19 protein-coding genes are annotated in these 19,947 nt (G+C 64.6%); 4 read left to right on the top strand and 15 right to left on the bottom strand.

What is annotated here, in order from left to right; genetic code table 11:
- Positions 1 to 44 precede the first annotated feature (44 nt).
- Positions 45 to 1,085 (bottom strand): YutD family protein, encoded by a 1,041-nt coding sequence (locus GE073_RS25360; RefSeq protein ID WP_205621429.1) that lies wholly within the window; start codon positions 1,083 to 1,085, stop codon positions 45 to 47.
- A gap of 31 nt (positions 1,086 to 1,116) precedes the next feature.
- Positions 1,117 to 2,013 carry a lipoyl synthase gene (gene lipA, locus GE073_RS07320; RefSeq protein WP_028599980.1) on the bottom strand — a complete coding sequence of 299 codons (897 nt, stop codon included), beginning with the start codon at positions 2,011 to 2,013 and terminating at the stop codon, positions 1,117 to 1,119.
- A 147-nt stretch (positions 2,014 to 2,160) separates the two neighbouring features.
- Here lipA and GE073_RS07315 point away from each other — a divergent pair, with 147 nt between their 5' ends.
- Both GE073_RS07315 and GE073_RS07310 read left to right on the top strand, forming a co-directional pair.
- Positions 2,161 to 3,186, top strand: a complete 1,026-nt coding sequence (locus tag GE073_RS07315; RefSeq protein ID WP_153783143.1) for a M23 family metallopeptidase — start codon at positions 2,161 to 2,163, stop codon at positions 3,184 to 3,186.
- A gap of 144 nt (positions 3,187 to 3,330) precedes the next feature.
- Entirely contained in the window at positions 3,331 to 4,182 is an 852-nt protein-coding gene (locus tag GE073_RS07310) for an SDR family oxidoreductase (RefSeq protein WP_028599981.1), read from the top strand.
- A 39-nt stretch (positions 4,183 to 4,221) separates the two neighbouring features.
- Here GE073_RS07310 and yunB read toward each other — a convergent pair whose 3' ends face one another.
- The 3 genes from yunB to GE073_RS07295 all read right to left on the bottom strand — a co-directional run bounded on the left by yunB (position 4,222) and on the right by GE073_RS07295 (position 6,155).
- The gene (gene yunB / locus GE073_RS07305) at positions 4,222 to 4,956 is read right to left on the bottom strand and encodes a sporulation protein YunB (protein WP_052333471.1); all 735 of its coding nucleotides are present in this window, start codon (positions 4,954 to 4,956) and stop codon (positions 4,222 to 4,224) included.
- A gap of 365 nt (positions 4,957 to 5,321) precedes the next feature.
- Positions 5,322 to 5,699, bottom strand: coding sequence for a hypothetical protein (locus tag GE073_RS07300; RefSeq protein WP_052333472.1), 378 nt, complete (start codon positions 5,697 to 5,699; stop codon positions 5,322 to 5,324).
- A 27-nt stretch (positions 5,700 to 5,726) separates the two neighbouring features.
- Positions 5,727 to 6,155, bottom strand: a complete 429-nt coding sequence (locus tag GE073_RS07295; RefSeq protein WP_028599982.1) for an RrF2 family transcriptional regulator — start codon at positions 6,153 to 6,155, stop codon at positions 5,727 to 5,729.
- Positions 6,156 to 6,406: 251 nt separating this feature from the next.
- On the opposite strand from GE073_RS07295, the gene GE073_RS07290 reads away from it, so the two are divergent.
- Positions 6,407 to 7,843, top strand: coding sequence for a glycosyl hydrolase (locus tag GE073_RS07290; protein WP_194843300.1), 1,437 nt, complete (start codon positions 6,407 to 6,409; stop codon positions 7,841 to 7,843).
- A 145-nt stretch (positions 7,844 to 7,988) separates the two neighbouring features.
- Here GE073_RS07290 and GE073_RS07285 read toward each other — a convergent pair whose 3' ends face one another.
- The 9 genes from GE073_RS07285 to GE073_RS07245 form a co-directional block, all read right to left on the bottom strand.
- The gene (locus GE073_RS07285) at positions 7,989 to 8,954 is read right to left on the bottom strand and encodes an ABC transporter ATP-binding protein (protein WP_028599983.1); all 966 of its coding nucleotides are present in this window, start codon (positions 8,952 to 8,954) and stop codon (positions 7,989 to 7,991) included.
- Entirely contained in the window at positions 8,947 to 9,930 is a 984-nt protein-coding gene (locus tag GE073_RS07280; RefSeq protein WP_153783142.1) for an ABC transporter ATP-binding protein, read from the bottom strand. The genes GE073_RS07285 and GE073_RS07280 overlap by 8 nt, the downstream gene beginning before the upstream one ends.
- A gap of 9 nt (positions 9,931 to 9,939) precedes the next feature.
- Entirely contained in the window at positions 9,940 to 10,863 is a 924-nt protein-coding gene (opp4C, locus tag GE073_RS07275) for an oligopeptide ABC transporter permease (RefSeq protein ID WP_028599985.1), read from the bottom strand.
- An 18-nt stretch (positions 10,864 to 10,881) separates the two neighbouring features.
- The gene (locus GE073_RS07270) at positions 10,882 to 11,835 is read right to left on the bottom strand and encodes an ABC transporter permease (protein ID WP_028599986.1); all 954 of its coding nucleotides are present in this window, start codon (positions 11,833 to 11,835) and stop codon (positions 10,882 to 10,884) included.
- A 64-nt stretch (positions 11,836 to 11,899) separates the two neighbouring features.
- Positions 11,900 to 13,660, bottom strand: coding sequence for an ABC transporter substrate-binding protein (locus GE073_RS07265; RefSeq protein WP_153783141.1), 1,761 nt, complete (start codon positions 13,658 to 13,660; stop codon positions 11,900 to 11,902).
- 192 nt (positions 13,661 to 13,852) lie between these two features.
- Positions 13,853 to 14,761 carry an ArsR/SmtB family transcription factor gene (locus GE073_RS07260; RefSeq protein ID WP_028599988.1) on the bottom strand — a complete coding sequence of 303 codons (909 nt, stop codon included), beginning with the start codon at positions 14,759 to 14,761 and terminating at the stop codon, positions 13,853 to 13,855.
- Positions 14,762 to 14,918: 157 nt separating this feature from the next.
- Positions 14,919 to 16,670 carry a glycoside hydrolase family 13 protein gene (locus GE073_RS07255; protein WP_323744195.1) on the bottom strand — a complete coding sequence of 584 codons (1,752 nt, stop codon included), beginning with the start codon at positions 16,668 to 16,670 and terminating at the stop codon, positions 14,919 to 14,921.
- A gap of 282 nt (positions 16,671 to 16,952) precedes the next feature.
- The gene (locus GE073_RS07250) at positions 16,953 to 17,756 is read right to left on the bottom strand and encodes a TrmH family RNA methyltransferase (RefSeq protein ID WP_228551351.1); all 804 of its coding nucleotides are present in this window, start codon (positions 17,754 to 17,756) and stop codon (positions 16,953 to 16,955) included.
- A complete protein-coding gene (locus GE073_RS07245; protein ID WP_028599999.1) occupies positions 17,753 to 18,436 on the bottom strand; it encodes a potassium channel family protein in 684 nt (227 codons plus the stop codon). The genes GE073_RS07250 and GE073_RS07245 overlap by 4 nt, the downstream gene beginning before the upstream one ends.
- 133 nt (positions 18,437 to 18,569) lie before the next feature.
- Here GE073_RS07245 and sspI point away from each other — a divergent pair, with 133 nt between their 5' ends.
- Entirely contained in the window at positions 18,570 to 18,794 is a 225-nt protein-coding gene (gene sspI, locus GE073_RS07240) for a small acid-soluble spore protein SspI (protein WP_028600000.1), read from the top strand.
- Between the two features lie 111 nt (positions 18,795 to 18,905).
- Here sspI and GE073_RS07235 read toward each other — a convergent pair whose 3' ends face one another.
- A complete protein-coding gene (locus GE073_RS07235) occupies positions 18,906 to 19,937 on the bottom strand; it encodes an aromatic ring-hydroxylating dioxygenase subunit alpha (RefSeq protein WP_228551350.1) in 1,032 nt (343 codons plus the stop codon).
- Positions 19,938 to 19,947: the final 10 nt, after the last annotated feature.

Here is a 19,947-nt window from a genome sequence, read left to right as displayed (position 1 = left end):
GTCCCTTTTTGCCGCTCTCCTGCATCCGCCGAGCCCGCTAATCGCTAGCTGCCGGACGGTCCGCCGGGTCCCGGACCGGCTGGAGGCTGGCCTCCGCCGGCCTGCGGCTTGCGGCGGCCTCCCTGCGGACGCTCGCCGCCTTGTGGACGCTCGCCGCCACCCGGACGCTCGCCGGCTCCGCCTTGGCGCGTCTCGCCCGGCTGCTGCTGCGGCGCATGCTCGCCTCCCGAGCCGCCGCTGCGGCCGCCGCGCCGATGCGAGCCGCCTCGACGGCCGCCGCCCGAGCTCTGCGGCGACCGCTCGCCGCGGTCGGCACGCGGCGTCTCGCCCTGCGCTTCGCGCGCCCGCTCGCCTCCCGGCTCGCGCTGCCGCTCCGAAGCGGCGGAAGCTCCGCCCTGGTCGCGGCGCTCCCGCCGCTCGCGCTTCTCGCCGCCGCCGGGCGAAGCCTGCTCGCGCCGGTCGGAGCCGGCGGAGGCATGCTCCCGCCGTTCGCCGCGCCGCTCGGAGCCGCTCGAGGCATGCTCGCGGCGCTTGCCGCCATGCGGCCCTCCGCCGCCCTGGCGCTTGCCTCCGCCTGTCCGGCCGCCCTGCGGCTGGCGGCGCTCGCCGGCGGCAGCCGCTTCGGCCTCGCCATCGGCCGCCGAGTCGCCCGCCGCTCCGCGCTTCGAGCCGGAAGAGCGGTCCGCCCCGCGCCGGCGGTCGGCGGCCGGAGGACGGCTGTAGCTGTCCTCCTCGAAGCGCCGCACGCCCGGCACGATGACGATGTCGCCGGCCGCCGGCTGCTCCGGCGGAGCGTCCGGATCGGCGGATGCCGGCTCCTTGAGCTCCATCACGAAATACGCGCAGCCGAAGTTGCAATACTCGTTGATATATTCCATGAGGCTGGAATAGGACGTGTCCCGGTTCGCCTTCGGATGGCCGTCGCGGTAGAAGCCCTTGAGCCGGAGCTGGCTGTATCCCCAGTCTCCGACGATATAGTCGTAGCGCTCCAGCACGTCGCTGTAGCGGTCCCGGAATACTTCGGCGTTCCAGGCGGTCTTGTGTTCATGGATCAGCTCGTACTTCTTCGTTCCGACAAAGATCACCGGTAGCCCTCCTAGCGGCCCGGGCGGCCGGTCATACTCCGGATGCCGCTCCTGCTGCAGATTTGACCTGTTCATGCGCGTGGTACGAGCTGCGCACCATCGGTCCGGATTCGACGTGGCTGAAGCCGCGCGCGAGGCCGTCTTCCTTCAGCTGCTTGAACTCGTCCGGATGGACGTAGCGCGCGACCGCCAGATGGTTCGGCGACGGCTGCAAATACTGGCCGAGCGTCAAGATGTTGACGTCGACCGAGCGCAGATCGTCCATCGAAGCGATGATTTCCTCGTATTCCTCGCCGACGCCGAGCATGATGCTCGACTTGGTCGGAATCGACGGAGCCATCTCCTTGGCCCGGCGCAGCAGCTCGATCGAGCGCTTGTACTTCGCCTTGGCGCGGACCCGGTCCGACAGCCGCTCGACCGTCTCGATGTTATGGTTGAGGATATCGGGCTTGGCGTCCATCACGATCCGCAGCGACTCCTCGTTGCCGAGGAAGTCGGGAATGAGCACCTCCACGCTGCACAGCGGCAGGCGGGCGCGGATCGCCTTGATCGTCGCGGCGAAGATCGAAGCGCCGCCGTCCTTCAGGTCGTCGCGCGCCACGGAGGTGACGACGCAGTGGCGCAGGCCCATCTGCTCGGCCGCTTCGGCGACCCGCTCCGGCTCCTGCAGGTCGAGCTCGGTCGGCAGGCCGGTCTTGACGGCGCAGAACCGGCACGCGCGCGTGCAGATGTCGCCTAGAATCATGAAGGTCGCGGTGCGGTTGGCCCAGCATTCGTAGATGTTGGGGCAGCGCGCTTCCTCGCAGACCGTATGCAGCGTCTTGGAACGCATCATATCTTTAAGCTCGGCGTAGTGGCCGTCGGTCTGAAGCTTGATCTTGAGCCATTCCGGCTTCGGCAGCTTCGGTTTGGGAGCTCTGGTGCTCATGGAATCCCCTGCTTTCGCTTTCTGTCGTTCGGTAGAAAAAAGGGCGTAAAACCTGACCTCCATTATAACATGTTTCGGATAAAATCCAATCGGAACGCAGAACCTACGGGAGCGAGCTCAAGTTCCCGGCGGAGGTGGACATTAGCAATGAAGAAATGGATGGCCCTGACGGCTGCGGCGATGCTGCTCGGCGCCTCGCTCGGTCAGCCGGCGCACGCGGCTCCCGCATCGGAAGCGGACGCGAAGGAGGCGGGAGCGCCGGAGCAGCGCCGCGCCGCCTACGGGCAGCTCTCCCTCATGACGGGACTGGATTGGGAACAGATCGCCGCCCTCGACCAGTACGAGCGCACGCTGCGCAAGGCGCGGCCCAAGGCGCGCCCGAAGCTCGGCTCCTGGGCCGGCCTGTACGCTTCGCCGGAGCAGTGGAGCGGAGCGACGAACCCGGATCCGAGCGATCGCAATCCGGATTCGATCCGCTTTTTCGGCGGCATCGGCCGCGACGGCGACGGCGACGGCAAGGCCGATCCGAGCAGCGACATCGACCTGCTCTACGCCCAGGCGTCGGCCGTCGCGCGCTTCGGCGGCACGGCAGACGACTTCTCGATCGGTGTCTGGGAATTCTACCACAATCAGCGCGCCGTCCAGCGGGTCAACCAGTTCACGCTGCTGTACCGCACGTTCGGACGGCTCGATCTCGACGGCAGCGCCTTTCCGGTGCCGGTCGGGACGGACTACTCCTATCGCAGCACCTGGGGAACGGCCCGCGGCTGGGGCGGGCATCGGACGCACGAGGGCACCGACATCTTCGCCGGCCACGGCCTGCCGGTGCGCAGCACCTGCTACGGCGTCATCGAGAACATGGGCTGGAACGCCTACGGAGGCTGGCGCATCGGCATCCGCGACCTCGACAACCGCTACCATTATTATGCGCATCTGTCCGGCTTCGACAAGTCGCTGCGCAGCGGCATGACGGTCGAGCCCGGCCGCACGCTCGGCTGGGTCGGCAGCTCCGGCTACGGCAAGCCCGGCACGTCCGGCAAATTCCCGCCTCATCTCCACTACGGCATCTATCGGGATCGCGGCATGATCGAGTGGGCGTTCGACCCTTATCCGCTGCTGCGCCAGTGGGAAAAGGCCGAAGCGAAAGCGAAGAAAGCCCGCCGCGGCCGCTAGCGGCGCCGCAGCCCTTTCGGCAAGCCTCGTCAGCCTCAGCCCGCATGATCCGAGCCGCCCTCATGCAGGGCGGCTTTTTGCTTTCTCCCCTTCCCCGGAGTAGGATAGGAGCGATAGATGATAGTTGCCAAAGGAGGCTAAAGGATGGCTTCGTCCCCTAGCATCGTCTGCATCACCGGCGCCTCATCCGGCATCGGCCTCGCCACCGCGCTCCGCCTCGCCGGGGAAGGCCATGCCGTCTATGCCGGCACCCGCCATCCCGAACGGGATCAAGCCGCCTATGCCGGCACGCCCAACCTGACGTTCCTGGAGATGGAGGTGACCGATCCCGCCTCGCTCGAACGGGCCTTCCGCCGCATCGACGAGCATCACGGCAAGCTGGACGCGCTGTTCTGCAACGCCGGCTACGGCATGCTGCGCACGCTGGAGCAAGCCGACATGGAAGACGTGCGCCGGCTGTTCGAGACCAATGTGTTCGGCGTCATGAGCACGATCCGGGCGGCGCTGCCGCTGCTGAAGCGCTCCGACAACGGTTATGTGCTGGCCACCTCCAGCGTCGGCGGCCTGGTCGGACAGCCGTTCAACGAGCTGTATTGCTCCAGCAAGTTCGCGCTCGAAGGCCTGCTCGAAAGCCTCGCGACCTATTACAAGCCCGCGTTCAACATCGATGTCACGCTGATCGAGCCGGGCGCCGTCGCGACGGCGTTCTCCGGCACGGTCATGGAGCAGGTGTCCCGGACGGGCGGCATCCTCGAGGATGAGTACAAGCCCCTATTGACCCGCTACCTCGACCGGTTCGCCTCGCGCACGAGCGTGCCGCAGACGGGCGAGGACGTCGCCGGCATCGTGTCCGCCCTGCTCGCCATGGAAGAGAAGCCGCTGCGCGTGCGCACCTCGGAGGCGGCCGAGGCTTTCGCCCGCTTCAAGACCATGCAGGATCCGGACGGCCTTCAGGGGCTCCGCAATACGCGCAGGCTGCACCTGGATCTCGAGTAGGCAAGGCATTGTACGACGAAACGACCCGAGAGAAGGCCCTCAAGGGCTTTCTCCCGGGTCGTTTTCCGTTTGGTCCGCGCTGTTGCCGGGCGGGGCCGCTCCCGCGTCCGCGCCGCCCGAGGGCGGCGGCAGCGTGAGCGCGGGCGCGGCCGCCGCGCTGTCTCCGATCGGCTTGCCCTTGCCGTCGTAATAGTACATCGGCACGTCTCCGACGACCATCAGGTAGGAGATCGGAATTTCCGTATCGACCGTCTGCGAGGCGGCATTAAACGGAATGATGACCGACAGCTCCGTGTGGATGCGCATGTAGACCTCGACGAGGATCATGTTGATGCCCGCATCCTTCTGCCTCGTGCTCAGCTCGACCTTGGCATCGCCGATCGGCTCGAATCGGATCGGCACGCGCGGGCCGAACGAGGCGAGCAGCGCGCTGTCCAGCGCTTGCCCGATCGGCACGCCCTCGCGAAAGCTCTCGCTTTCCTGCAGCGTATGCTGCACCGTCTGGATCGTCTGCGCCGTGATCCTCATATGCTCGTTGTAGTTCATCATGAAGCCGCTCACCTTGCCGGAGGCGTCCATCTTCCACTCGATCAGGTTCTCGAGCTTGGCGCCCGTGGCGACCTGATCGGTGATCGCCTTGTTGATCGCCTCCGTCATGATCTGCTTCACCTTGAGCTGGGCGATCCGCATGAGCGGCGGCTGCAGCTCGCGTTCCAGGTAAAAATAGCCGTTGAGCGTCCCGAACGCCAGCAGCAGCGCGATCGTCAGCAGCATCCATCGCCAGCGCCTGCGCCGCGTCTGGCGGGGGCGCCCAGCATCCCCGGCGAGCGGAGCCGCCCGGCGGCTCCGCGAAGAAAACAGCGGGCGGGGCCGCAGACGTCCGGACCCCGCGCTCCGGCTCCCGGAAGAAGCGGAGCGGGACAGCCTCATCCTCCGGACCGGCCGCATCGGCAGCGCCGGCAGCCGCCAAGGGGCGCGTCTTTTTCCCCATCTCGCCATGCGTTTCCCTCCTCGGACGAACTCGCTTCCCTACTCATCGTATGCGGACGGCGGGCTCGTCAGAAGAAGCCAAAAAAACCGGTCCGCCATCATGGCGGACCGGCTGCAAAAGGACAAGCGCGTCCCCGGCTGCGGCCGGGCTAGAGAATGGACGAGATGCGGTTGACCGGCATTCCGTTCGAACCGCTCTTGCCCGGCTCCGCGTCCGCGGTCCGGGCGCGCTCCGTCAGCTCGCGGAACCAGTCCTCGTCCCACGTCAGGAGGGCAAGCTCGATCAGCGTCCGCAGCTCGCCGGCTCCGGCCTGCTGGCCGTGCTCGGACAGCTTGCGCACCTTGGAGGCGCGCGCGCCGACGCGCTTGCCGACAATCCGCTCGCGGTCGCTCTGCGTCACGACGATCCGGTAAAACCCGACCGGATCCGCCGCATCGACATACCCGATGAATCTCTCGTCCATGACGGTGACCCCGCTTACCCAGTCCCCGATCTGAATCGCTTCCATCCCCGTTTCCATGCTCATCTGCCATTCCTCCCGCCGTTAGTCGCTTCAGGTCGACGTCTCTTCCGCCTTCACGCGCTGCAGCACGTCGCGGATGGTCATGCTCTCCAGATGCTGGAGCAGCTTGGCCTCCGTTTCCGTGAAAATCTCATCCATCACCGCTTCCATGCGGCAGGCGATCATGCAGTCTCCCACCTCGCCGCCGGAGCACCAGCCCGGCTTGATCGAGCCGAACGACGTCGCCGAATAGATCTCGGCCAGCGTCGTCTGCTCCGGCAGCCGCTCCAGCAGGTAGCCCCCGCCGATGCCTTCCTTCGTCCCGATATATCCCTGCTTGCGAAGCAAGCTCATCACCTTGCGTATCCGCGACGGATGGGTGTTCACGTTGCGGGCGATGGCATCGCTCGTCGCCATCCGATCCGGCCGGCTGGCCAGATAGACCAGGCTGTGGACCGCGATGGTAAATTCGCTGTTCATCCGCACGCTCCCTTCCTTTCCCGCCGTACTGTTATTTTAATGGTAACAGTTGCCCGCGTCAATCGTTTACATCGTTTGTTCAATTTAAATAAACTTATTGAATTTTATTTCTAAATATTTATAATGGGTGTTGAAAGCGAATTCATTTCCAAGCGAAAGGGGCGATGCCCGCTTCGGCGCCGTCAGCGCCGGCCGCATCACCGCATGCTCCGCCAGGCATCATCCATCACCTTATTTCAAGGAGGCCCATGATGAATCGACTGACGCTGCCCCGCCCCCGCTCCATTCTGCTCCTTGCTCTCGCCGCCGTGCTGCTGTCGCTGCTCGTCCTGCTCGCCCGGCCCGCCAAGACCGAGGCGGCGATCGTCAACCTCGCCTACAACCGCCCCGTCACCGTCTCCAGCACGGAGAGCTCCGCTTACGCCGGCGCCTATGCGGTGGACGCCAACGGCAACACCCGCTGGTCCTCGGCTTACAGCGACCAGCAGTACATCATCGTCGACCTCGGCACCGCCCGCCCGCTCACCGGCGTGAAGCTGCGCTGGGAGGCCGCGTATGCGAAGGGCTTCCAGATCCAGACGTCGAACGACAACTCCACTTGGACGACCGTCTATTCCAACTACAACGGCGTCGGCGGCGTAAACGACATCAGCTTCACGGCCACCGTCCGCTACGTCAAGATGTACGCCTTCCAGCGCGCGACCGCCTACGGCTACTCGCTGTATGAGTTCGAGATCTACGGCGACAACGGCCAAGGCGGAGGCGGCAGCGAGCCGGTGTCCGCCGTCAAGCAGCGCATCCTAAGCTACTTGAACAATCTCGGGGGCAAGACGATCGTCGGCATCGAGAACAAGTTCAACAACACCCCGCGCAGCGACAGCGACCGCGTGGCAGGCATCGCGGGCCGCACGCCGTCTCTGTGGGGAGGCGACTTCGGCTTCGGCAGCCTCGCGCTCGACAACCGCTGGAACATGATCCAGGAAGCGAAGAACCAGTTCAACAAAGGCGCTCTCGTCACGCTCATGTACCATCCTTGCGCGCCGACCCGCGACGAATACTGCAGCTGGGACGAGATCGGCGGAGCAAATCCGGCCAAGCTGACGTCGGCCCAGTTCACCCAGCTGACGACGCCGGGCACGAGCCTGTACAACAGCTGGATCGGCCGTCTCGACACGCTCGCGACCTATTTGCAGGATCTGGAGAACAACAACGTCGTCGTCCTGTTCCGTCCGCTGCATGAGATGAACCAATGCGTGTTCTGGTGGTCCTGCCACAAGGGCTCGAACGGCTCCGCCAAGCTGTACCAGATCACCTACGACTACCTGACGCACACGAAGGGGCTGGAAAACCTCATCTGGGTGTGGAACGTGCAGGACTTCTCCAACCTGAGCACGGAAATCTCCGCCTACAACCCGGGCAGCAGCTATTTCGACATCGCTTCGCTCGACGTCTACAATACCGGCTACACGCAGAACAACTACAACACGATGCTCCAGGCGTCCGGCGGCAAGCCGATCGCGATCGGCGAATGCCAGTTCATGCCGTCCGCCTCGCTGCTCGCCAGCCAGAACAAGTGGATCTACGCGATGTTATGGCCCGACTTCATCGAGGAGAACCGCAGCACGCTGCCAGGCATCTATGGCGCCTCCAATGTGCTGACGCTCGACGAGATGCCGGGCTGGCGGTGACGCTCCGGCGATAGGCCGGGCTGGCGCTGACCTGCGCGCTCCGCCTTCCCCGATAAGAATGGCCCTCTCCGACGCCAAAAAGCGCCCCTCTGGAAGCCGTCCCGGACCCATCGTCCGAAAACGGCCCCGAGGGGCGCTTCTCTTTTCATGCCAGATGGCAGGCGACCTGCCGTCCGCCGCCTGCGGAGCGGAGCTCCGGCGCCTCGTGGACGCAGCGCTCCACGGCGAACGGGCAGCGGGTATGGAACTTGCAGCCGGAGGGCGGATTCGACGGGTCGGGAATGTCGCCCTTCAGCACGATCCGCTCCCGCTTGAGCTTCGGGATCGGGATCGGCACGGCGGACAGCAGCGCCTTCGTATACGGATGCAGCGGCGAGCGGAACAGCTCCTCGCGCGGGCCGGTCTCCATCATCGAGCCGAGATACATGACTCCGATCCGGTCGCATAGATGCTCGACGACGCTCAGGTCATGCGAGATGAACAGATAGCTCAGCCCTCTCTCCTGCTGGAGCCGTCGGAACAGGTTGATGATCTGGGCCTGGATCGATACGTCGAGCGCGGATACCGGCTCGTCGGCGATGATCAGCTTCGGATCGAGCGCGAGCGCGCGGGCGATGCCGATCCGCTGCCGCTGGCCGCCCGAGAATTCATGCGGCAGCCGGTCGGCCTGATAGGCGGACAGGCCGCAGGACTCCAGCGCCTGCAGCGCCTTTTCCCGGACATCCGCCTTGCTCGCGAGGCCATGGTCGAGCAGCGGCTCGCCGATCGCGTCGCCGACCCTCACCCGCGGGTTGAGCGAGCTGTACGGGTCCTGGAAGATCAGCTGCAGCTTCGGACGCAGCTGGCGCAGCCGCTCTCCGTGCAGCGCATGCAGATCCTCGCCCATGAAGCGGATCGTTCCGGCCGTCTTGGCGGCGAGGCGCACGATCGACTTGCCGACCGTGCTCTTGCCGCTGCCGGACTCGCCGACGAGGCCGAACGTCTCGCCCTCGCGGATCGTCAGGCTGATGCCGTCGACCGCCTTGACCTGCCCGGTCGTCCGCCCGAGTAGGCCCGACTTGATCGGAAAATAAGTCTTCAAATCCTCGATTTCGAGCAGCGCCTCACTCATGCTGTCCCTCCTTCCCGTGCAGCCAGCAGGCCGCCTGCTGATCGGAGCCGACCGGCGCAAGCGGCGGCTCCTGCCTGCGGCATCGATCCATCGCGAACTCGCAGCGGTCCGCGAACGCGCAGCCGGCGCCAAGCTCGAGCGGATTCGGCACCTGGCCGGGGATCGAGTACAGCTCCTCCCGCACCTGGCCGAGCACCGGCTTGGAGCGCAGCAGTCCTTGCGTATACGGATGCCGCGGCTCGCGGAACAGCCGCTCGACCTCCCCTTCCTCGACAACCTTGCCCGCATACATGACGATCACGTAGTCGGCCATCTCCGCCACGACGCCAAGATCATGCGTGATGAGCAGCAGCGCCATGCCGCTCTTCGCCTGCAGTCCGCGCAGCAGATCGAGGATCTGCGCCTGGATCGTCACGTCGAGCGCCGTCGTCGGCTCGTCGGCGATGAGCAGCTTCGGCTGGCAGGAGACGGCGATCGCGATCATCACCCGCTGCAGCATGCCCCCGCTCAGCTCATGCGGATAAGCGTCCGCGATCTGCTCGGGACGGCTGATGCCGACCTCGCGGATGAGCTCGACCGCTCGGCGCATCGCTTCCTTGCGGCCGAGCCGCAGATGCTCGCGCAGCGGCTCGGCGATCTGGCGGCCGATCGTCAGCACCGGGTTGAGCGAGGACATCGGCTCCTGGAAGATCATCGACAGCTCATGCCCGCGCAGCGTCCGCAGCTCCTGGCGGCTCATGCGCAGCAGGTCGCGCCCGCCGAAGCGGACCTCGCCTCCGGCGACCTTGCCGGACGGCCCTTCGACGAGGCCGAGCACCGACATCGCCGTCATGCTCTTGCCGCAGCCGGACTCGCCGACGATGCACACCGTCTCGCCCTCTCGGACGCGCAGGCTGACGCCATCCACCGCGCGCAGCACGCCGGCCTCGGTCTGAAAATGGGTCTGCAGCTCCCGTATGTCTAGCAGCGCTTCCATCGAGTCCACCTACCTTCTCTGCTTCGGATCGAGCACGTCGCGCAGCGCGTCGCCGAAAAGATTGATCGCGATGACGGTCGCGAAAATCGAGAAGCCCGGCGGAATCCACAGCCACGGCCGCTTCTCGAAGTCGATCATGTTGTTGGCCGCGTCGATCATGTTGCCCCAGGTCGGCGTCGGCGGCGTCACGCCAAGGCCGAAAAAGCTCAGCACCGACTCGCTGAGGATCGCCCCGCCGATGTTGAGCGTGGCGATGACGATCAGCAGCGGCACGAGATTGGGCAGCAGATGCCCCAGCAGCCTGCGGCGGCCGCGCAGGCCGAGCACGGTCGTCGCCTGCATGAATTCCCGCTCCCGCAGGCTGAGGATCTGGCCGCGCACCATGCGCGCCAGCCCCGGCCAGCCGACGACGGCGAGCATGATCATGACGATGTACATGCGCGAGTCGGGCGGAACCTTCCACTCCGAGAGGAGCGCGCCGGCGATGAACAGCAGCGGCAGGCTCGGAATGGTGAGCAGCAGATCGGCCAGCCGCATAATGAGCTGGTCGACGATGCCGCGATAGTAGCCCGCGACGATGCCGAGCAGCGCGCCGAGCGCGACCGACAGCCCCATCGAGGCGAGGCCGACCGTGAGCGAGATGCGCCCCGCCTGCAGCACGCGCGTCAGCACGTCCCGCCCGAGCGCGTCCGTGCCGAGCCAGTGCGACGCGCTCGGCGGGCGGTTCATTTGCGCCATGTTGATCTTGTTGTCCGCATAGGGCGAAAACAGCGGCCCGAGGAAGCAGGCCGCGAACATGAGCGCGACGACGAGGAAGCCGGACACAGCCAGCTTGTTGCGGATCAGCCGCCGCGCCGCGTCGCCCCAGATCGAGGACCGCTTCGACCGGCCCGCGCCGGGCTGGACGGCGAGCCTTCCGTTAGCCACTGACATAGAAGAACCTTCCTTCGGTTACAGGTTGACGCGGGGATCCGCGATGCGATAGAGCAGGTCGGACAGCAGCGTGCCGACTACGGTGAGCACGGCGATGAACATCGTGAAGCCCATCAGCAGCGGATAGTCCCGCAGGCCGAACGACTTCATGTACAGCTGGCCGATGCCGGGCCAGTTGAAGATGCTCTCGATGATGAGCGAGCCGCCGAACAGCGCCGGCAGCTCGAAGCCGACCAGCGTGATCGCCGGCAGCAGCGCGTTGCGCAGGGCATGGGTGAACAGCACCTTCCTCTCCGGCAGCCCTTTGGCTCTTGCCGTGCGGATATAGTCCTGCTTGATGACGTCGATCATGTTGCTGCGAAAGTAGCGGGTCAGCGAGCCGAGCCCGAGCAGCGTCATGACCGCGGCCGGCAGCGCCATATGGTCCGCGACCTCCAGCACGTACGCCCAGCCTTCCGCGTTGCTGCCGGTCGTCGTCATGCCGCCGGGCGGCAGCCAGTGCAGGTCGACGGCGAAGATCTTGATGAGGAACAGGCCGATGAAAAACGACGGGATGCTCATCGCCGCGAAGATGAGCACCATGACGAGCGAGTCGAACCAGGAGTACTGGCGGTAGGCGGCAAGCACGCCGATGACGACGGCGAGCAGCCAGGTGAAGAACGTCGACACCGCCGCCAGCAGGAACGAATTCCAGATGTAGTCCTGGAACAGCGTCAGCACCGGCTTCTGCTGCGCCAGCGAGATGCCGAAGTCGCCGCGGAGCGCGTTGCCCATCCAGGTCAGATAGCGGTCGAGCAGCGGCTGGTCGAGCCCGTAGATCATCCGCAGCTCCGCCTTGCGCTCCGGCGTCAGCTTGATGTTGCCGCTGATGAAGTCGCCGGGCGTCAGCGCGTAGAGGGCGAAGATCAGGAACGAGGCGGCCAGCAGGATGAGCAGCATGTAGCTCAGCCGCCGGATCAGATAAGTGCTCATGGCTTCTCCTTCCGAAAAGGGATTTCCCCTGTCCGCGCCAGTCGGACAGGGGAGAGATCCAGGCTTATTGGACGTCCTTGAGCGACCAGTTCGGCAGGCTCACAGCCAGGCCGTAGAACGGACTGATCTCCAGGTTCTCGATGCGGCCGTTGTAGGCATAGACGCTTTTGCGATAGCTGGTGAAGATGACGGGCAGCTCGTCGTTCAGCAGCTGGAAGATCTCCTTGTACACCGCTTTTCGCTGCTCGATGTCGGTCGTCGCCAGACCTTTGTCGTACAGCTCCTTGAAGGCGGCGTTGTCGAAGCCCTTGATCTCGCCGTCGACGAACTGCGCGAGGCCGTCGGCAGGATCGGTCAGCATCGGCGTGGAGAAGGAGACGAGGTCGTAGTCTCCGCCTTCGACCTTCGAGACGAGCGAGTTGAAGTCGGCGAAGATTTCCGGCTCGAACTGGATGCCGAGCGCGGTGTAGTTCTCTTGCGCTACGGCGATGAAGATGTCGGTGTTCTTGCTTTTGGAACCGAGGTAATGGATCTTCAGCTTCTGGCCGTCCTTCTCGCGGATGCCGTCCGAGCCTTCGGCCCAGCCGGCCTCGTCCAGCAGCGCCTTCGCTTTTTCGAGATCGTACGGGTAGGCGTTGATGCCTTCCTCCGTGTAGGCCCAGGAGGTGAGCGGAGAAGGAATGTTGGCCACTACGCCGGCTCCCTGCTGCGCGTCGACGTAGATGCTCTGCCGGTCCAGGCCGTAGGTCAGCGCCTGGCGGACCTTCTTGTCCTGCAGCGCCGGGCGCTCGAGGTTCACCTGCAGGTAGCCGTAGGTGCTCGGCGTATACGGCACGATGTTGACGAAGCCGAGCGCGGTCAGCTTGTCGATGTTCTCCTGCGTGGCGCTGAACGAGGCGTAGTCGACCTCGCCCGTCTCGAGGTACTGCCAGGTGTCGCCCTCGGACGTCTTATAGATGAAGTGCGGCGTCTTGGGCTTCTCGCCGAAGTAGTGCTCGTTGGCCGTGAAGCGCACTTCCTGGCCGGGGATGAATTTCTCCAGCTTGTACGGACCGTTGCCGAGCGGGCTCGAGCTCAGCTGCTTCATGTACCCGAGATCGCCTTGCTTGTATTCCTTGCCGTAGTAGGCCTTGGAAAGGACGTCGCCGCCGAGCAGCACGAGCGCGGCCGCGTTCGGCTTGTCGAGCGTGACCGAGATCGTCTGCGGATCCTTCACCTCGATGCCGGATACGGCAGCCGCCGTCCCGTCCTTGTAGGCTGCCGCCCCCTTGATGCCGAGCGCGGGAATCTGCGAGTCGCCGTCGTAGGACTTGTCGTTCAGGATCGTCCAGGTGAAGGCGACGTCGTCGGCTGTCAGCGGCGAGCCGTCGCTGAACTTCAAGTCAGGCCGCAGATGGAACGTGTAGGTCAGGCCGTCCGGGCTGGCTTCCCATTTTTCCGCGAGGCCCGGCGTCGGCTCGCCCTTGTCGTCCACGAGCACGAGCGAGGTGTAGAGCAGCGAGGAGACGTTGCCGTCATAGCCGCTTTGCTGGAAATAGGGCGTGAACGCGCCGCTCGGATCGACGAGTCCGACGATGATCGTATCCGTCCGCTTTTTGGCCGCTTCCGGCAGCTTGGACAGGTCGGACGCCACAATGGCGCCTTCCGCTTGCGCAGCCGCAGCGCCTGCGCTGTCCGCCGCGCCTGCGTTTGCCCCCGGCGCGCTGGCCGTCGGAGCCGGAGAGGCTGATGCTCCGTCGTTCTCCGCGGCTCCGTTGGAGCAGGCGGACAAGAGCAGCATGCTGGACAGCAAAATGGTTGAAGCGAACCCTACCCTGTTTTTCATGGCTTCCTCCCGCTCAATCGAATGATTCAATTCCGATTGATTAAGTATGTTTTTTGAATGAATATCCCCATTATAGGAGCCTCTATCGGTTCTGTAAATAGAGAACTGTTAAAAAATTCTGTGGTTAGAGAATGAAATAAAAAAGCCCTTCCTCCGAACGACGAACGATCGTCGAGTCGGGGGAAGGACTTGTCAGCCTTCGATATACGCTTTCAATGCAGCCTGCATCCGTTCCAGAGCGCCCTTCCGCAAGCTGTAGACGGTCAGCGTCTCGCCTTCGAAATGGGCATGGATCAAGCCGGCGCTGCGAAGCTTGCCGATATGGTCGTGGGTGATTCCCTTGGACAGCTGCAGGTGGCGGACGATCTCGATGAAGCTGCGCGGACCGCCGTGCAGGAAGCGGAGAATCTTGAGCCGGCTCCGCTCGCCGAGACTGCGGATAATCCGGAAGTCATGGGCGGAGAGGAACTCGTCCTCTCTCAGATCGATCCGGGCGGCATAATAACAGATCGTCATGCGCCGGAAATGGAAGATGACGTTGATCGGCTGGAAATGCATCTGCGGAATGAGGACGAGCTCGCGCAGCCCGTCGATCGGCTCGAAGCGGAGGCCGTTCGTCGTCTCGTCCACATACTTGTCCAGATCGTCGGCATCCGCCAGCGCCGTCCTGCGCTCGCGGCAGACCGCTCCCAGCCGGACGATCGCCTCCCGGTCGACGCTGCGGAAGTACTGCTCCTCCCAGCGCTCGAAGACGGAGGCGGTCAAGTCGCGGAACGCCGCCATATCCTTGGGAAACTGGCTGCAGTACGGCGCGAGCCGCTCGTACAGCTCTCCCGCCCCTTGCCCGCGCAGCCAGGCCGCGAAGCCTGAGGCATCCTCCGCCGGGCTGAGATGCACGAGCAGGAACGTCAGCTTCCAGTCGGCGTTGATCGCCAGCTCGTCCAGCAGCTCCGCGAACTGCGGCTCCAGCCTTGCCTTGACCTCTGCCGCCCACGCCGCCGGGAGATCGAGCTTTTTGTGGGACTGGCGGCAGATGTAGGCATGTAGGCTGCTCATCGCCTCGTGAAGCGGCTTGAATGTGATCGTTATGTCATAAGTCATAGCTGCACGCCCTTCTGCCCTCTAGCCGTTAGAGTCTTTGGGCGTAATTCTACACGACCCGACGACGGTTCGGCAAGGCTCCGGTCCTCCTCGCGCCGCGGCCCAAGCCAAAAAACGCCCGCGGGTCCGCGGACGTTGATGGTGCTTAGGCTCTAAGTCAGATCGTGCCGACCGCTTCCGAGCTGCCGTCCTCTGCGGACGGCGCGGGGCTGTCCGATCCGGCGACAGGCGCGAGCCGGTAGACGCGCGACTCGTACGGCTTCAGCGACAGCTGCGCGATCGGCGCCTCGGCGTCGGCCAGCTCGCTCGCGAGCAGCAGCTCCGTGCGGCGGCCCTCCAGCTCGCCGGCCAGCTCCGCATGGGCTTCCGACGAGCTCAGGTTGCAAAGCACGAGCAGCTTTTCGCCGTCCAGCGTCCGCGTGTAGGCGTAGATCTGCGGATGGTCGTCCAGGACGAGATCGTACGTTCCGTAGACGAGCGCCTCATGCTCCGTCCGCAGGCGGATGAGCCGCTTGTAGTGATGGTAGATCGAGTCCGGGTCGTCGATCGCCTGCTGCACGTTGATATGCGTGTAGTTCGGATTCAGCTTGAGCCAAGGCTCGCCCGTCGTGAAGCCGGCCTGGTCGTCCGCGCTCCACTGCATCGGCGTGCGCGAGTTGTCGCGGCCGGTCTTCCAGATGACGCGCATGACGTCCTCATGGCTCTTGCCGTTCATCGTCTCGTAGCGGTACAGGTTCTTGATCGCGACGTCGTTGTAGTCCTCGATCGACGGGAACTGCACGTTCGTCATGCCGATCTCCTGCCCCTGGTAGATGAACGGCGTGCCCTGCATGAGGAAGTACATCGTCGCCAGCGTTTTGGCCGACTGCTTCCAGTAGACGCCGTCGTCGCCCCAGGTGGATACGGAGCGCGCCTGGTCGTGGTTCTCGAGGAACAGCGCGTTCCAGCCGCTGCCCTCCAGCCCTTTCTGCCAGCGCGTCAGCGTCTCCTTGAGCGAGGCGAGGTCGAGGCCGCCCTCCGGGCTGCGGTTCCAGAGGCCGAGATGCTCGAACTGGAAAATCATGTTGAAGGCGCCCTTGCGCTCGTCGACCCATGCCTCCGCATCGTCGGCGGTCACGCCGTTGGCTTCGCCGACGGTCACCGCCTCGGGATGCTTGGCGAGCGTCTCTTCCTTCAGCTCGGCGAGGAAGCGGTGGATGCCCTCGCGGTTCATATGCCCGTCGAAGCTCGGCACGTACGGCAGCCCTTGCGGGTTCGGCAGGTCCGGGAAGCCTTCGACTTTTTTGATATGCGAGATCGCGTCGACGCGGAAGCCGTCGATGCCCTTGTCCAGCCACCAGTTGACCATATCGTACAGGTCGCGGCGCACGGCGTCGTTTTCCCAGTTGAGGTCGGGCTGGCGGCGCGAGAAGATGTGCATGAAGTACTGGCCGGTCTTGTCGTCGAACTCCCAGGCCGGGCCGCCGAAAATGCTCTCCCAGTTGTTCGGCTCGGCTCCCGTCTCGGCATGCGGATCGCGCCAGATGTAGTAGTCCCGCTTGTCGCTGTCGCGGGAGCTGCGCGACTCGATGAACCACGGATGCTCGTCGGACGTATGGTTGATGACGAGATCGAGGATGAGCTTCATGCCGCGGGCATGCGTCTCCTCCAGCAGCCGGTCGAAGTCCGCCATCGTGCCGAACTCTTCCATGATGTCCTGGTAGTCCGAGATGTCGTAGCCGTTGTCGTCGTTGGGCGACTTGTAGATCGGACAGATCCAGATCAGCCCGACGCCGAGCCCCTTGAGATAGTCGAGCTTCGAGATGATGCCGGGGATGTCGCCGATTCCGTCGCCGTTGCTGTCCATGAAGGACCGCGGATAGATCTGGTAGGCGACCGCTTCCTTCCACCAGCGGATGTTATGCGTCATTTTATCCATCACCCTTTTGATCGTTGTTTTCGTTCAAGTTGTTGTTCAAACGTTTGCATAACTCATGATAGCATATTCCGAAACGTCTGGCTTCTGTTTTTTGAGTCTATTATTTTCCTACATGCTACCAGTATGAACCGGTTCCTGGGTATTTAGACCGCGAGTTTTAACGGCGCCTGGAGCGACGCATGCAGAGTCGTCGGCAGTAGCTTCTTTATACAACCTAAAAGACGGGAAGAAATGCAGCCGCGATGCGCTGCGCTTCTTCCCGTCTATCCTGGTTTAAAAATCTCGCTGCCGCATCGCCTCGTACAGCACGATCGTGGCGGCCATCGCCACATTGAGCGATTCGCTGCGTCCCTTCATCGGGATCAGGACGCCGTAATCCATCTGCTGCAGCGACAGCGGCGACAGTCCGTCGGCCTCGCTGCCGAGCAGCAGCCAGGTCGGCTCCGTCAAGTCGCACTCGTACAGCCCGCGCGCCGCCTGCAGGCTCGTGCCCGCGAGCTTCATCCCGCGCGACCGCGCCTCCGGCAGCAGCTCGGCCAGATCGCCCTCCAGCACAGGCAGATGAAACAGCGAGCCCATCGTCGAGCGCACGACCTTGGGGTTGTACAGGTCGACGCAGCCTCGGCCCAGCACGACCGCGTCGGCTCCGGCCGCGTCCGCGCTGCGGATGATCGTGCCGGCGTTGCCGGGGTCGCGCACGCCGTCCAGCACGACGACGAAGCCGCGCTCGCGGTAGAGCGCCGAGCGGTCCGCCGACGGCTTGTCGACGACGGCGAATGCCGGCGGCGGCGAGTCGGTGCCGGCGCACTTCGCGACGACGGCGCGCGAGGCCGCGACGAGCTCGACGGCCTTGCCGTAGAGGCGCAGCGGCTCCGCCAGCTCCGGCGGCAAGCCCCGTTCCGCGTCGTAGACGACGGCGCGCACGGCGGCTTCGCAGGAGAGCGCCTCAGCGATCATATGCGGCCCTTCGGCGAGGAACTGGCCGAGCCGGTCGCGATGCTTCTTTTCCTGCAGGGAGGCCCATGCCTTGACCTTGGGATTGGCGGTCGAGGCGATCGTCAGCGGCGCCTCGATCACCGGCTCTTCACCTCGCGCGTCACGGCGAACTCGACCTCGAGCCGCAGCAGATCCTTGTTGGCGCCGACGATGACGAGCACGTCGCCGCTGCGGATGACCTGATCCGGCATCGGCGTGATGTCCATCTTGCCGCCGGCCTTGATGCCGAGCACGTTGCACTGGTACTTGGCCCGGATGTCGAGCTGCTTGATCGTGCGGCCGAGCATCGCGTCCGGCGCCTCGAACTCGATGATGCCGTGCTCCGGCGTCAGCTCGATGAAGTCGAGCACGCTCGGCGAGATCAGATGATGGGCGACCCTCAGCCCCATGTCCCGCTCCGGATAGATGACGCGGTCCGCGCCGATCTTGCCGAGCACCTTGCCGTGCAGCTCGTTCTGCGCCTTGACGATCAGCTGCGGCACGCCGAGATCCTTGAGGATGAGCGTCGTCAGGATGCTCGCCTGGATGTCCTCCCCGATGGCGACGACGACGACGTCGAAGTTGCGGATGCCGATCGCGCGCAGCGCCTCCTCGTCGGTCGTGTCGGCCGATACCGCATGGGTGACGATCGGCGCCATGTCCTGGATCCGTTCCTCGTCGCTGTCGATGGCGAGCACCTCGAAGCCCATCTCCGACAGCGCCTGGGCGACGCTTGAGCCGAAGCGGCCCATGCCGATGACGGCAAACTGCTTTTTGCGCATGCCTTACCTTCCCGCCTTTCCAATCCGCTCTGATGGCATCCATTATAGCATACGGCAGGCGATTTCCCGAATGTCCGCGGCCCGGGACGGACAACCTAACGGAGATCCGAATTCAAGGAGGAATGAGCAAGCGATGAGCCAATTCAACCTGCGAGAGGCGATTACGCAGATCGTGCAGGACAAGTCCGAAGGCGAGCTGAGCGAGATCATCCGGGATTCCATCGACAGCGACGAAAAGGCCCTTCCGGGCCTCGGCGTGCTGTTCGAGATGATCTGGAAGGACAGCGCGGCCGCCGAGCAGCAGTCGCTCGTCGGCAAGCTGCACGGGCATCTGCACAGCCAGTCGCAGCAGAGCTGATCTTTCCGCCTTGCCGCATGCCGTCCGGCTTGCGAGCGTTCCGGCCTATTGGGCCGAACAAGCCCCGACAGCCCCGTTTTCGCGACCTCCGCGAAAACAGGGCTTTTGGAGCTAGGCCATGCAGGTGCGCATGCCCATGCCGGCGATCCATTTCCGATAGGCGACCGACAGCTTGTCAGCCTTATGGTTCAGCTCGGCCTGCAGGTCAAGCGGCAGCAGCTCCGGCTTTTGCGTCTCGATGATCCACTTGTCCTGCTCGAATACCGTATCCTGGAAGTCGATGAAGCTCTGATCGTCCACGTCGAACGCATAGTTGCGCGATACCGGCATATAGACGAGGCACTCCTTCTCCGACACCGGCAGCACCGTCAGCATGATCCACAGCGTCTGGCCGGTAGCCGCATCGCGCTTGGACAGCCGCGCGGCCAGCGGACGGAACACCTCCTTGACGTACACATAGGTCGTGCCCTCGGCATGCTCCGAGCCGGAGTGGGCGACCGGCTGGAAAATCGGCACATCTCCGGTGTAGACGCGCCCCTCCTCGCGGTACACCTCGAAGTCCGGCAGCTCCGCATAATCGGGATGGCCGAGCAGGCCGCCATGCACATACATCAGATGGGCGAAGTCGGTGAAGTTCTCGATGACGCGCGTGCCCGCCGCGTTCACGCGGTAGGGACCGCAGACGAGCGGCCGATATTCCGCCGTCTCGAATTCAGCGAAGTCGGGCAGCTCGGCGGCCGGCTCGCCGATGCACACCCAGACGATGCCGTATTTTTCGCGCGCCTGATATTTGACCGCCCTGGCGCGCGGCGGGATGCGGTCGTCCTTGCCTTGCGCCGGGATGCACACGCATTTGCCGTCGGCATCGTACTTCCAGCCATGGTATGGACAGACGAGATCGCGGTCGTTCTCCACCCAGCCCTTGGACAGCATCGCCCCGCGATGGACGCACAGGTCGCGCAGCGCATGCACGCCCCGCGACGTGCGGTAGACGGCGACGCGCTCGCCGAGCACGATGACGGACAGAGGCTTTTGCTGCAGCTCGGCCGCCGAGCAGGCCGGATGCCACTCATGCTCCAGGACGCCGTCCTTGAGCGGCGCCGGATCGGCGTAGTTCGAGGTGTTCGGGATTGTCATGCTCATGGTCTCTTCC

Source organism: Paenibacillus sp. B01, assembly GCF_009649995.1.
Classification (GTDB): Bacteria; Bacillota; Bacilli; order Paenibacillales; family Paenibacillaceae; genus Paenibacillus_O; species Paenibacillus_O pasadenensis.
The sequence above is the reverse complement of the archived record's forward strand: the minus strand, read 5'-3'. Positions and strand labels throughout refer to the sequence as shown.

Bases quoted from the DNA above. Each gene is read 5' to 3' on its own strand.
- lipA (WP_028599980.1), bottom strand. From the start codon at position 2,013: ATGAGCACCAGAGCTCCCAAACCGAAGCTGCCGAAGCCGGAATGGCTC.
- GE073_RS07315 (WP_153783143.1), top strand. From the start codon at position 2,161: ATGAAGAAATGGATGGCCCTGACGGCTGCGGCGATGCTGCTCGGCGCC.
- GE073_RS07310 (WP_028599981.1), top strand. From the start codon at position 3,331: ATGGCTTCGTCCCCTAGCATCGTCTGCATCACCGGCGCCTCATCCGGC.
- yunB (WP_052333471.1), bottom strand. From the start codon at position 4,956: ATGCTGCTGACGATCGCGCTGCTGCTGGCGTTCGGGACGCTCAACGGC.
- GE073_RS07300 (WP_052333472.1), bottom strand. From the start codon at position 5,699: ATGAGCATGGAAACGGGGATGGAAGCGATTCAGATCGGGGACTGGGTA.
- GE073_RS07295 (WP_028599982.1), bottom strand. From the start codon at position 6,155: ATGAACAGCGAATTTACCATCGCGGTCCACAGCCTGGTCTATCTGGCC.
- GE073_RS07290 (WP_194843300.1), top strand. From the start codon at position 6,407: ATGAATCGACTGACGCTGCCCCGCCCCCGCTCCATTCTGCTCCTTGCT.
- GE073_RS07285 (WP_028599983.1), bottom strand. From the start codon at position 8,954: ATGAGTGAGGCGCTGCTCGAAATCGAGGATTTGAAGACTTATTTTCCG.
- GE073_RS07280 (WP_153783142.1), bottom strand. From the start codon at position 9,930: ATGGAAGCGCTGCTAGACATACGGGAGCTGCAGACCCATTTTCAGACC.
- opp4C (WP_028599985.1), bottom strand. From the start codon at position 10,863: ATGTCAGTGGCTAACGGAAGGCTCGCCGTCCAGCCCGGCGCGGGCCGG.
- GE073_RS07270 (WP_028599986.1), bottom strand. From the start codon at position 11,835: ATGAGCACTTATCTGATCCGGCGGCTGAGCTACATGCTGCTCATCCTG.
- GE073_RS07265 (WP_153783141.1), bottom strand. From the start codon at position 13,660: ATGAAAAACAGGGTAGGGTTCGCTTCAACCATTTTGCTGTCCAGCATG.
- GE073_RS07260 (WP_028599988.1), bottom strand. From the start codon at position 14,761: ATGACTTATGACATAACGATCACATTCAAGCCGCTTCACGAGGCGATG.
- GE073_RS07255 (WP_323744195.1), bottom strand. From the start codon at position 16,670: ATGACGCATAACATCCGCTGGTGGAAGGAAGCGGTCGCCTACCAGATC.
- GE073_RS07245 (WP_028599999.1), bottom strand. From the start codon at position 18,436: ATGCGCAAAAAGCAGTTTGCCGTCATCGGCATGGGCCGCTTCGGCTCA.
- sspI (WP_028600000.1), top strand. From the start codon at position 18,570: ATGAGCCAATTCAACCTGCGAGAGGCGATTACGCAGATCGTGCAGGAC.
- GE073_RS07235 (WP_228551350.1), bottom strand. From the start codon at position 19,937: ATGAGCATGACAATCCCGAACACCTCGAACTACGCCGATCCGGCGCCG.